Source organism: Allobosea sp. BH3 (genome assembly GCF_025499465.1).
Classification (GTDB): domain Bacteria; phylum Pseudomonadota; class Alphaproteobacteria; order Rhizobiales; family Beijerinckiaceae; genus Allobosea.
This window is the reverse complement of record NZ_JAIMCA010000006.1, coordinates 449,968-461,798: the sequence shown is the minus strand read 5'-3', so window position 1 is coordinate 461,798 and position 11,831 is coordinate 449,968. Positions and strand designations below refer to the sequence as shown.

Here is an 11,831-nt window from a genome sequence, read left to right as displayed (position 1 = left end):
GAATCTCGGGTCGGCGAGGGCGCAGAAGCCTCTTTCGGGAAGAGATGCTCGGGACAAGCACGAGCATGCCGGCTCTAAGATGCTACAAGCCTGTCACGCCGCCTGCGCCGTCACCCGCCCAGCGCCGCCGTCGAGCGGCAGGTGGACCATGACGATGGTGCCGGCGCCCATGGCCGAGCGCAGCCTCAGCGAGCCGCCATGTAGCTCGGTGAGCGAGCGCGCGATGGCGAGGCCGAGACCGGAACCCTTGTAGCTGCGCACCAGATCGCCCTCGACCTGCTCGAAGGGCCGCCCGACCCGCTCCAGCTTCTCCTTCGGGATGCCGATGCCGGTGTCCTCGATGAAGATGTTGAGCGCACCCGGGACATGGCGCGTGCGCACAGCGATGCGCCCGCCCTCCGGCGTGAACTTGGCGGCGTTGTCGAGCAGGTTGCCGAGGATCTGGTAGAGCGCCCGCGGATCGGCCTCCATATGGGTGTCGAGCGGGCCCTCGACGGTGAGCATGAGCTGCTTGCGCTCGATCTCGGGATGCACCCGGCGCAACGCCTCGTCGAGCACGGGCTTGAGCGCGATCTCGCTGCGCTCCAGCCGCACCTTGCCGGCTTCGATGCGCGACATGTCGAGGATGTCGTCGATGATGCCGAGCAGGTAGCCGCCGCTGGAGCGGATATCGCGGACATAGTCGGTGTACTTTTCGCCGAGCGGCCCGAACATCCCGTTCTCCATGATCTCGGAGAAGCCGATGATCGCATTGAGCGGCGTGCGCAGCTCGTGGCTCATATTGGCGAGGAACTCGGACTTGGCGCGGTTGGCGGTCTCGGCCGAGGCCTTCTGTTCCAGATAGCGCTCGGCGAGATCGGCGAGCTGCTGGGCCTGGGTCTCGAGCTTCTGGCGCGAGGCCTTGAGGTCGGTGACGTGCTTGAGGAGCTGGTGCTCGGACTGCGTCAGCCGCTCCTCCTGCTGCTTGAGCTCGGTGATGTCGGTGCCGACCGAGACCGAGCCGCCGTCCTTGGTGCGGCGGCCGTTGATCTGGAGCCAGCGCCCGTCCGAGAGCCGTGCCTCATAGGACGAGCAGCCGCCCGTTCCGCGCTGGACACGCGTTGGCTCGCGGTCGATCTGCGGTTGGGCCGAGAACTCCATGATCTGGTCGTAGGTGACGCCGGCCTGCAGCGCCTCGGCCGGGAGCTGGTGCAACTGCTGGTACTTGGCGTTGCAGAGCACGAGCCGGTTGTCGGCATCCCAGAGCACGAAGGCCTCCGAGATCGCCTCGACCGCATCGCGCAGGCGGGCATCGGCGGTTGCGGTGCGCTCGGCCATGCGGCGCTGCTCGGAGATGTCGACGACGATGCCGACGAGATGGCGCGAGCGGGTCCGCCGGTCGATCACGAGCTCTGCGCGGGCCTTGAGCCAGAGCCATTCGCCGGAGGCGGCGCGGACGCGGAATTCCTGGTCGAGATGATTGGCCTCGCCGCGGCTGATCGCGTCGGCCAGTTCGTAGAGGTCGACATCGTCGCGGTGGATGAAGCTCATCACCTCGCCGAAGGACATGTATTCGCCGAGCCGATCATAGCCGAGCAGCGCATACATCGAATCCGACCAGTAGATGCGGCCACGCGCCAGGTCCCAGTCCCAGAGGCCGCAATGGCCGCGGTTGAGCGCCGTGTCGATGCGCTCGCGGACGCAATCGCAGTCCTGGTCCGCGGCAATGGCGCGCTTCGACTGAAGCATGAAGGCGAATGTCGTCAGGGCCAGCACGAAGCCCGCCGCGCTGAACAGGATGGCGAGCCCGGCGCGGCGGATCTGCCAGGTGGAGAGAGCGCGGGAGACCGGCTGCAGCACCGCGACCTGACCCAGCGGGGCGGCGAGGTTGCGCACGCTGGCGAGGACGTCGGCGCCGTTGGGCAACGTGATCCGCAGAACGCCGGCGCGATCGCCGAAGACGGTGAGCGGCTGCGTCTGGCCGAGGAAGTCGACGAGGGTGCGTTCGGTCCGGCCGATGGCCGGCTCGCTCGCGACGACGCGGCCATCGGCGCCGCTGACATGCACGATGCGGCCATGGGCGGCGAGGTGGCGGGCGGTCAGCGCGGCGAGCACGTCGGCCGGGCCCCTGCCGGCGAGCGCCGCAGTGTCGAGCTCGCGGGCGACCAGCGCCGAGACGAGGTCCATGTCGCCGGCGGCGTCGACGAGAGCGTCGTCCCGCATGGCGGAGGTCTGGACGACCGCGCCGGCGCCGAGAATGACGAGGAAGATGCCGACGAGGGCGGGGATGGCGGTGCGGAAGGTGGGCTCAAGGCCCTGAAAACGCTGATACAATGGATGGGTGAGCGATCGTGCTACACCCAGAATCGTATCAGCGCGCACGGATGCGCTGCTTGCGTCGGCACGCGACATGCCCGTCCCCTTCGGTCTGTTCGCCGTCAGTAAGATCGGGAGACGTGCCGCATCCCCGCGAATCATCAGTAATTGAATCCGGGCGGCCTGCTTTGTCTAGCCCTGAGTTGAGTCAAGGGGGCAGAATTCTCCCATAGGTTGTATTAACAGAAGAATGAATCCTTTGCGCGTAATGAAACGTTAATGTTTCGGACAGGTCGGCGTTAACGATTCGACGGGCGCGCGTCATTCTCGGGCGAAGCAAAGCTTCGACCCGAGAATCTCAGGACGAGAAGGCGCTGGTTTCCGAGATGCTCGGGTCGAGCCCGAGCATGACGGCTACGCCAGTGCCCGCTCCGCGATATCCGCCACGTCCCGCGACAGGTTCGGCATACGCGCGACAGTGCTCAGCGCCTCACGCGCGAAGCGCTGGCGGCGCGGCTCCAGCATCCGCCAGCTCTTGAACGAGCCGAGCAGGCGCGAGGCGACCTGCGGGTTCGTCCGGTCGAGCGCGACGACGATGTCGGAAACGAAGGCGTAACCCTCGCCGTCTGGCCGGTTGAACTGGGTGAGATTGGCCGCGAAGCCGCCGATCAGCGCGCGCACGCGGTTCGGGTTGCCGAGCGAGAAGACGGGGTGCTGCATCAGCTTCTTGACGCGGTCGAGCGTGCCGGGCTCGGCGATCAGCGCCTGTGCCATCAGCCACTTGTCGAGCACCAGCGGCTCGCCGGCATAGGCCTCAGCGAAGCGCGCGATCAGATTCTCGCGCCGCTCGCTGGGGATCAGCGTCATCGCTGCCAGAGCCGCCAGCCGGTCGGTGAGGTTGTCGGCCGTGGCGAACTGCTCCTCGCAGAGATCGGCGCCCTTGGCCGGCGCAGCGAGCGCCGCGAGGCCTAGCAATTCGTTGCGCAGCGCACGGCGTCCGGCCGAGGCCGCATCGGCGCGGTAAGGGCCGCTTGTCGCCAGCGCAGCGCTCAAACCCGGCATATGGCCGATCAGCGCCTTGCCGACCGCACCCGAGAGGCTGCGATGGGCGGAGAAGATCGCCTCGGGGTCGACATCCCTGCCGATCTCGCGGGCGATGTCGGCCGGCGCCGGGAGGCGCAGCACCTGCGCGGCGAAGGCCGGATCGGCGAGGCCTTCGGCACTCAGGAAGGCGTCGAGCGCCTGCCCCAGCGCAGCGGCGGTTGCGGCGAGCGGCTGCTTGTCGGCGCCCGGCCTGCCGGCAGCGACGAGGGCGCGCGTCGCGATGCTCTGCAGCGCCTGCCAGCGGTTGAAGGAATCGCTGTCGGCGGAGAACAGCCGCAGCAGGTCGGCATCGGCCAGGTCGAGCTCCAGCCGGGCCGGCGCCGAGAAGCCGCGCAGCAGCGAGGGGATCGGCGCCTCCGGCACGTCGTCGAAGGTGATCGAGAGCGAGGGGCCGTCGAGCACGACGAGCCCATCACCGGCATAGGCGTTGGAGGAGGTTTTCAGCGGAAGATCGCCCTTGGTGCCGACGAGGCCGAGGCTGATCGGCAGCACGACCGGCGCCTTCTCCGGCTGGCCCGGCGTCGGCGGCGTGCTCTGTGCGAGGTCGAGCGTATAGCGCTTCGCTTTGGCGTCGTAGCGGCCGGATGCGACGATGGTCGGCGTGCCGGACTGCTCGTACCAGCGGGCGAAATGGGAGAGGTCCTGGCCCGAGGCCTCGGCAAAGCAGGCGAGGAATTCCTCGATCGTCGCGGCAGTGCCGTCGCAGCGCTCGAAATAGAGGTCCATGCCCTGCCGGAAGGCCTCGTCCCCGATCAGGACCTTGAGCATGCGGATGACCTCCGCGCCCTTCTCGTAGACCGTCGGCGTGTAGAAGTTGTTGATTTCCTTGTAGGCGCGCGGCCGCACGGGATGGGCGAGGGGGCCTGCATCCTCGGAGAACTGGGTCGAGCGCAGCGTGCGCACATCGGCGATGCGCTTCACCGGCCGCGAGCGCTCGTCCGCCGAGAACTCCTGGTCGCGGAAGACGGTCAGCCCTTCCTTGAGGCAGAGCTGGAACCAGTCGCGGCAGGTGATGCGGTTGCCGGTCCAGTTGTGGAAGTACTCATGCGCGATGATCGCCTCGATCGAGGCGTAGTCGCCGTCCGTCGCGGTCTGCGGATCGGCCAGCACGTATTTGTCGTTGAAGATGTTGAGGCCCTTGTTCTCCATCGCGCCCATGTTGAAATCGGACACGGCGACGACGTTGAACACGTCCAGATCGTAGTTGCGGCCGAAGACCTGCTCGTCCCAGCGCATGCAGCGCACGAGCGAGTCGAGCGCCCAGCCGGCGCGGTCGGCCTTGCCCGGCTCGACATAGACGGCGAGCTCGACCTTGTGGCCGTCCGCCGTGACGTAAGGCTGCCGGACATGGTCGAGCGCGCCGCCCACCAGGGCGAAGAGATAGGCGGGCTTGGGATGCGGATCGTGCCAGACGGCGAAATGCCGGTCGCTGCCCGGCACCTCGCCGGTGGCGACGAGGTTGCCGTTCGAGAGCAGCACCGGCGCCTCGGCCTTCGCCGCCTCCAGCCTCACCGTATAGACGCTCATGACGTCCGGCCGGTCGAGGAAATAGGTGATGCGGCGGAAGCCGTCCGCCTCGCATTGCGTGCAGTAGACCCGCGAGGAGCGATAGAGCCCCATCAGCTTGGTGTTGGCCGAGGGGTCTATCTCCGTCTCGACGGTCAGCGTGAAGTCGTGCGGCGGCGGGCTCGGGATCGTCAGGGCCTGCGGCGTCGCCGTGTAGGCGGCGGCGTCGAGCGGCTTGCCATCGATGCTCAGCGCCTTCAGCGCCAGCTCATCGCCGTCGAGGACGAGGGGCGCGCCGGACTTCCCCGCCGGGTTGGGCCGCAGGGCCAGGAGGGCGCGCACGCGGGTCTTCTGCGGATGCAGGCTGATGTCGAGATCGACCGTGTCGATAAGCCAGTCGGAGGGGCGGTAATCCTCGAGGCGGATCAGCGGAGCATCGTCGTTGCGCATGGAAACCCTGATGACGGAGGTCAGGGCCCATCTCTAGAACATGCCGGGATTGGATGGAAACACAGCCGTCATGCTCGGGCCTGACCCGAACATCTCGTGCCGGAAGAGGCTCCGCACGCCCCATCCGGCCAGAGTTTCACGGGTCTGCGCTTCGCTACGCCCGAGAATGATCGCATGGCGGCTTCACGCGACCGACGAAACCGCCGGCTCGGCGTGGCTGACCAGCCGGCAGACCTGCGGCCGGGCGATGCGGACCGCCCGCTCGATCGCGTCGACGGCGGCATGCACCGCCGCGACGTCGAGCGCAGGATCCACCCGGCAATGGTAGTTCACCACCAGCCCCTTGGCTGTCTGGCGCACGCGCACGCTGTGGATGTCGTGGATCGGGCCGTTCAGCTTGGCGGCTTCGCCGGCCAGTGCCTTGCCGATGTCCTCGACCGTCTCCCAGGCGGCGTTGTGGCCGTGGGGCTGGCCGATCTCCATCGGCTCGATATGGGTCTCGACCTCGGTTTCGCCGCCGAACTCGGCGCGGATCGCGCTTTCGAGCCGCGTCGCGATCTCGTGCGCCTCGCCCAGAGGCAACTCGGCATCGACCTCCATGTCGAGGCTGACCGAGAGCTTGTCGCCGATCGAGTGGACGGTGACGTGATGCACCGGGATCCTGAGCTTGAGCGCGATCAGCAGCACCCGCTCCAGCGCCGTCTCGTCGTTGACCGCCACCGGGTCGGCCGTGATGGTGATGTCGGCGTCGGGCTCGGCCTTGAGCAGCGCGGCGGCCAACTCGGCCTTGATCGCGGTCACGCGCTCGAGCGGCAGTGTCCGCGAGACGCTAATGCCGAGTTCGCCATGGACGCGCCCGCCCGCCGGTCGGACGCGCAGCCAGTTGATCCCGACGACGCCCGGGACAGACTCCGCAGCCTCGCGCAGCTTCTCGCTCACCCCTATGGGCGCGGCGTCCATCAGCGTATCCAGCACGCGCCGGGCCAGCCGGTAGGCTGAGAAGGCCGTATAGGCGGCGATGGCGAAGGCGGCGATCGTGTCAGCCCGCTCGAAGCCCTTCCAGACGCCGATGAGCCCGACCAGAACCAGGGCCGAGCCGACGAAATCCGCCGAGAAATGCGTGGCCTCACCGGCCAGCGCCTCGCTGCCGGTCTCCTTCGCGACCTTGGTCAGGGAGCGCCAACGTATGGCGTCCACGATCATCGAGAGCAGCATGACGCCGATGACCAGCGGGGTGACCGAGACATGCTCGACGATGCTGTTCCAGAGCCGATTGCCGGCTTCCCAGAGGATCGCGCCGGCGAGCGTGAACAGGATCGCGGTCTCGACCAGCGCCGCCAGCGCCTCGACCTTGCCATGGCCGTAATGGTGCTCGTCATCGGCCGGCTTGTCGGAGGCGCGCACCGCGAACCAGGTGAACAGCGTCGAGCCGACATCGACCAGCCCCTGCAGCGCGTCGGTCAGCAGGGCGAGTGAGCCGGACACGATGGCGCCGACGATCTTCGCCCCGGTCAGCAGGATCGTCGCCATCACCGAGAGGATGGCGGCGCGCTGCTTGATCTGTGCGATCTGGGCCGGCGTGGCGCGCACGGCCGGTGCCGTCACGGGCCCGTCTTGCGTTGCGGTCATGGCTCGTCCTGATAAGGCTGTCTTGGAGCGATGCTCTTGCCTGATTTAAGTGGCGGATCAACCCTGTCCCCGCTCAACGAGGAATTGCGATGCGTTATCTCCACACCATGGTGCGCGTGACCGACCTGGATCAGGCGCTGGATTTCTACGTCAACAAGTTCGGGATGGTCGAAACCCGCCGCATCGAGAGCGAGAAGGGCCGCTTCACCCTGGTCTTCCTCGCGTCGACCGACGATCTCGACGCGGCCCGTGCCGGCGGCTCGCGCGGCGCTCCGACGCTTGAGCTGACCTATAACTGGGACCCGGAAACCTACACCGGCGGGCGCAATTTCGGCCACCTCGCCTATGAGGTCGACGATATCTACGCGACCTGCGACAAGCTGATGAAGGCCGGCATCACCATCAACCGCCCGCCGCGCGACGGCAACATGGCGTTCATCCGCTCGCCCGACAACATCTCGATCGAGCTGCTCCAGAAGGGCGAGCCGAAGGCGCCGGCGGAGCCGTGGCTGAGCATGCCGAACACGGGCGTCTGGTGAGCGAAGCCCGCCCCGGGGTCTTCTGCCTCGGCATCGCGACGCTCGACTACGTCTACAGCGTCGAGACCATGCCGACCCGCGGCGAGAAATATCGCTCGCGCGATCTCGCCGTGGTCGGCGGCGGCTGTGCCGGCAATGCCTCGGTCGCCATCGCGCGCCTCGGCGGCGCCTGCTGGCTGGCGACGCGGCTCGCCGATGACCTGACCGGCGACGCCATCGTCGCCGAGTTGAACGGCGAAGGCGTCGACACGCGCTTTGCCCGGCGCGTCGCAGGCCTGCGCTCGCCGGTCTCGGCGATTCTTGTCGATGCGCAGGGCGAGCGCATGGTGATCTCCTATTCCGATCCGCAGATGCCGGAGGATACGGGCTGGCTGCCGCGGGAGCTGCCGGAAGGGGCAGGCGCCGTGCTGGCCGACACGCGTTGGGGCGAGGGGGCTCTCGCGGCGCTGAAGCTCGCGCGCGCCGGTGGTGTCCCCGGCGTGCTCGACGGAGACCGCAGGCCGCCCCATCCCGATCTCGTCGGGACGGCGAGCCATGTTGCCTTCAGCCAGCAGGCCTTGCGTGAGATCTCCGGCGAGGAGGACCCGAGCGCTGGCCTCGCCAAGGTTGCGGCGGGTGTCCCGACCTGGCTTGCGGTGACGCTGGGCAAGCAGGGCGTGCTCTATGTCGAGGCCGGCGAGGTGCGGCACATCCCCGCCTTTGCGGTCGAGTCGGTGGACACGCTCGGCGCTGGCGATGTCTGGCACGGTGCCTTCACGCTGGCGCTGGCGGAAGGGCAGGGCGAGGTCGCGGCCATCCGCTTCGCCTCGGCCGCCGCCGCGATCAAATGCACCCGCTTCGGCGGCCGCGCCGGAGCGCCGGGCCGCGACGAGGTCGTGCGCTTTCTCGCGCAGGCCGGTTCCTGAGATCCTGGCCGGCGTCGCGTGCCCGTCACGCGCGTCGGGCATCTGGTCCGGTGCGCACAGCGCATCGGATCAATCTCAGGAGAGCGTCATGCTGCCGATCCAGGGCCTGAAATGCATCTACGATACCAATGGGCGTGGCTGGGCGATCGAACTCGTCCTCAAGGCCGAAGGCGAGGACGCGGTGCGCCGCTTCGACGTCGACGGGCCCGACGATGCGGAAATGCTGATCGAGGCCTTCGAGGATTCCTCGGCGAGCATCTTCGACCCGGAAACCGGCGAGATCATTTTCGGTTATGAGTATCTGGACCTCGACGCCGAAGAAGAGGATGAGGAGGACGAGGAGGATGCCGAGGACGATGCCGAAGCTTCCGATCCCGACGACAAGATGCATGCCTGACGGGCGTCGCCGGGCGGGCGATGGCCGCACGCCTGATTGATGGAGCTGTGCCCGGTGAAGCGAAGGCTTCGCCGGGCGATTTCGTTGGTGCCGTCCGCCGCGACATTGCGGCTGGCATCGCCATTGCTGCGGGCTTGAGTCCGCGAGGAGATGACGGGCAAGCATGACGACGAATGACGAGGCCCCACCAACGGTCGAGCCGATTCCCGCGGCCTCGCCGCCGCCTGCCGAGGAGGCAGGCCTTTCGGCTTCCGGCAGCAAGAAGCGCGGCGTCTGCGCTATCAGCAACCAGGAGATGGCGCGCAAGAACCTGATCGAGATCGGCACGCTGCGGCCGGCGCTGGCCGACCATATCCGCGCCGACTTCCCGCACCTGCCCGACCATGCGCTGATCAGCGTGAAAGAGCTGGCGCGGTATCGCACGCGCTATGTCGAGGAGATCCTGCGCGAGGAACATGGCGAATATTCCGACCTCGACCGCGAGGTCGCCGAGAGCATCGCCCGGCAGGAGACCATCGCCGAGAACGTCGAGGACGATTTCGAGGAGCATCGGACGCTCGGCGAAAAGCTATCCGACCATCTGGCGAGTTTCGGCGGCTCCTGGGCCTTCCTGATCAGCTTCTTCGTCGTGCTCCTGGGGTGGATGGCTCTCAACGTCGCGATGGCGGCCAAGGCTTTCGATCCCTATCCTTTCATCCTGCTGAACCTGGTGCTCTCCTGCCTCGCGGCAATCCAGGCGCCGATCATCATGATGAGCCAGAAGCGGCAGGAAACGAAGGACCGGCTGCGCTCGCTCAACGACTACCAGGTCAACCTCAAGGCCGAGCTCGAGATCCGCCATCTGCACGAGAAGATGGACCATCTGATCATGCGGCAATGGCAGCGCCTGGCCGAGATCCAGCAGGTCCAGCTCGAGATGCTGCAGGAGGCGCAACTGCCCAAGCCCAAGCCGAAGCGGCGCAAGAAGCCCGCGACGAAGAAGAAGCGCACGGTGCCGGCGGAGGTTGCCGTCGCGCAGAGCACCGAGCCGGAGACGACGGCTTAGCCCAGCCTCCCTTGACACTCCGATTGGGCCCCGGTCATTTCGTCGGCAAACGAAATAGCCGGGAGGAAGACATGTTCATCAATCGCTTCGTGCCTGTAGGGGCCCTATGCGCGGGTCTGCTGCTCGGCGGTACTGTGCAGCCTGCCTTCGCTCAGGGGCAGGTCACCGTCTACTGCTCGATTCTAGAGGAACAGTGCCGCGAGGGCGCGGCCATGTTCGAGAAGGCGACCGGCGTCAAGGTCTCGATGGTCCGCAAGAGCACCGGCGAGGTCTATGCTCAGGTCAAGGCCGAGGCGAGCAATCCGCGTGGCGACGTCTGGTGGGGCGGGCCGGGCGAGCCGCATCTGCAGGCTGCCGAGGAGGGACTGCTCGACGAATACAAGTCGCCGAAGTTGCCGGAGCTGCATGATTGGGCCCAGCGCCATGCCGAGCAGGCGAAGTTCCGCACCAACGGCATTTATCTCGGCGCTCTCGGCATCGGATACAACACCGAGGTTTTGAAGAAGAAGGGCGTGGCGGCGCCGAAGTGCTGGGCCGATCTGCTCGATGCCAAGTTCCGTGACGAGGTCCAGATCGCCGATCCGAGTTCCTCCGGCACAGCTTATGTTTTCTTGGCGACGACGGTGCAGCGCCTCGGCGAGGAGAAGGGCTTCGAGTTCCTCAAGGGCTTGCACAAGAACATCAGCCAGTACACCAAATCCGGCATCGCGCCGGTCAAGGCGACCGCGCTGGGCGAGACGGCCGTCGGCATCGCCTTCATTCACGACATGCTGACCCAGAAGCTGCAGGGCGCCCCGATCGAGACAGTCGCCCCTTGTGAAGGCACGGGCTACGAGACGGGATCGGTCTCGGTGATCAAGGGCGGCAAGAATCCGGAAGCCGCGCGGAAATTCGTCGATTTCACGCTCTCGCCCGATGCTCAGAACATCAACGCCAAGCTCAAGATCAACTCGATCCCATCCAACAAGAATTCTCTTCTGTCACCGGACGCCCCCAAGTTCGCTGAGATGAAGCTGATCGATTACGACACGCCGCGCTGGGGCTCGCCTGCCGAGCGCTCGCGCCTGCTCAAGAAGTTCGACACGGAGATCAAGTCCCTGCCGCGCTGAACGGGAGGAGGCGTCCACGATCGCGCGACCCCGGTAGCACGGCCGCCGCTTTGTGCTACTAAGCTGCCATCGGGCCGGGAGCCTCGCGCTCCGGCCCCTGCCATGGGATCATCGTACATGCTTCGCGCCACCTCCGTCGTTCGCAAGGCCGCCGTCCGTGCCGAGCGCGTTGTCGATACGCTCGGCCTCGGGCATCAGGATCGCAGCCGCAGCGCCTTGTCGGTGAAGGCGGCGGGGGGCCTGGAGTTCGCCATCGACCTCGACAAGCCCACAGTGCTGAACGATGGCGATGCGTTGAAGCTGGAGGATGGCCGGCTCGTGCAGGTCAAGGCTGCGGCCGAGAGCCTGCTGGAGGTCAAAGCCGAGAACCCGCTGCGGCTGGTGCGCCTCGCCTGGCATCTCGGCGGCAACCACGTCCCGGCCGAGATGACTGCTGACGCGCTCTACGTCGTCAACGTCCCATCCGTTGCGGAACTGGTGCGCGGGCAGGGCTGCGCCATGGCGCCCGTCGAGCGCCCGTTCCAACCGGAGGCCGAGGTGCATCATCATGGCGATGATTGCGGCTGCGGGCACGATCATCACGGCCATGACCATCACCACGATCATGCTCACGGCCATGAACACCACGGCCACGAGCATCACGGCCATGAGCATCACAATCACGACCATGGTCACGGGCATGCTCACGCCCATGCTCATGCTCACGCCCATGCCCATGGCGAAGGTTGCGGATGCGGCCATGATCACGCCCATGACGACCACGCGCATGGCCATCACGACCATGCCCACGGCCACGGCGCAGCCCATGGCCACAAGGGCCATTCGCACGATCATTGAGGCGGGCAAGACGCG

9 protein-coding genes are annotated in these 11,831 nt (G+C 67.0%); 6 read left to right on the top strand and 3 right to left on the bottom strand.

Going from position 1 to position 11,831, the window contains the following annotated elements; translation table 11 throughout:
* Window positions 1–93 precede the first annotated feature (93 nt).
* The 3 genes from BoBH3_RS21845 to BoBH3_RS21835 all read right to left on the bottom strand — a co-directional run bounded on the left by BoBH3_RS21845 (window position 94) and on the right by BoBH3_RS21835 (window position 6,984).
* Window positions 94–2,313, bottom strand: a complete 2,220-nt coding sequence (locus tag BoBH3_RS21845; protein WP_262332966.1) for a PAS domain-containing sensor histidine kinase — start codon at window positions 2,311–2,313, stop codon at window positions 94–96.
* Between the two features lie 396 nt (window positions 2,314–2,709).
* Window positions 2,710–5,355 (bottom strand): aminopeptidase N, encoded by a 2,646-nt coding sequence (gene pepN, locus BoBH3_RS21840; protein ID WP_262332965.1) that lies wholly within the window; start codon window positions 5,353–5,355, stop codon window positions 2,710–2,712.
* A gap of 183 nt (window positions 5,356–5,538) precedes the next feature.
* The gene (locus BoBH3_RS21835) at window positions 5,539–6,984 is read right to left on the bottom strand and encodes a cation diffusion facilitator family transporter (protein ID WP_262332964.1); all 1,446 of its coding nucleotides are present in this window, start codon (window positions 6,982–6,984) and stop codon (window positions 5,539–5,541) included.
* 89 nt (window positions 6,985–7,073) lie between these two features.
* Between BoBH3_RS21835 and BoBH3_RS21830 the strand changes: the two genes are divergently transcribed.
* The 6 genes from BoBH3_RS21830 to BoBH3_RS21805 all read left to right on the top strand — a co-directional run bounded on the left by BoBH3_RS21830 (window position 7,074) and on the right by BoBH3_RS21805 (window position 11,816).
* Window positions 7,074–7,523, top strand: coding sequence for a VOC family protein (locus tag BoBH3_RS21830; RefSeq protein WP_262332963.1), 450 nt, complete (start codon window positions 7,074–7,076; stop codon window positions 7,521–7,523).
* A complete protein-coding gene (locus BoBH3_RS21825) occupies window positions 7,520–8,428 on the top strand; it encodes a PfkB family carbohydrate kinase (protein ID WP_262332962.1) in 909 nt (302 codons plus the stop codon). The genes BoBH3_RS21830 and BoBH3_RS21825 overlap by 4 nt, the downstream gene beginning before the upstream one ends.
* A gap of 88 nt (window positions 8,429–8,516) precedes the next feature.
* Window positions 8,517–8,825 (top strand): hypothetical protein, encoded by a 309-nt coding sequence (locus BoBH3_RS21820; protein ID WP_262332961.1) that lies wholly within the window; start codon window positions 8,517–8,519, stop codon window positions 8,823–8,825.
* Window positions 8,826–8,988: 163 nt separating this feature from the next.
* The gene (locus tag BoBH3_RS21815) at window positions 8,989–9,870 is read left to right on the top strand and encodes a DUF1003 domain-containing protein (protein WP_262332960.1); all 882 of its coding nucleotides are present in this window, start codon (window positions 8,989–8,991) and stop codon (window positions 9,868–9,870) included.
* 71 nt (window positions 9,871–9,941) lie between these two features.
* Window positions 9,942–10,979, top strand: a complete 1,038-nt coding sequence (locus BoBH3_RS21810) for an ABC transporter substrate-binding protein (RefSeq protein ID WP_262332959.1) — start codon at window positions 9,942–9,944, stop codon at window positions 10,977–10,979.
* A gap of 102 nt (window positions 10,980–11,081) precedes the next feature.
* The gene (locus tag BoBH3_RS21805) at window positions 11,082–11,816 is read left to right on the top strand and encodes an urease accessory protein UreE (protein WP_316045123.1); all 735 of its coding nucleotides are present in this window, start codon (window positions 11,082–11,084) and stop codon (window positions 11,814–11,816) included.
* Window positions 11,817–11,831: the final 15 nt, after the last annotated feature.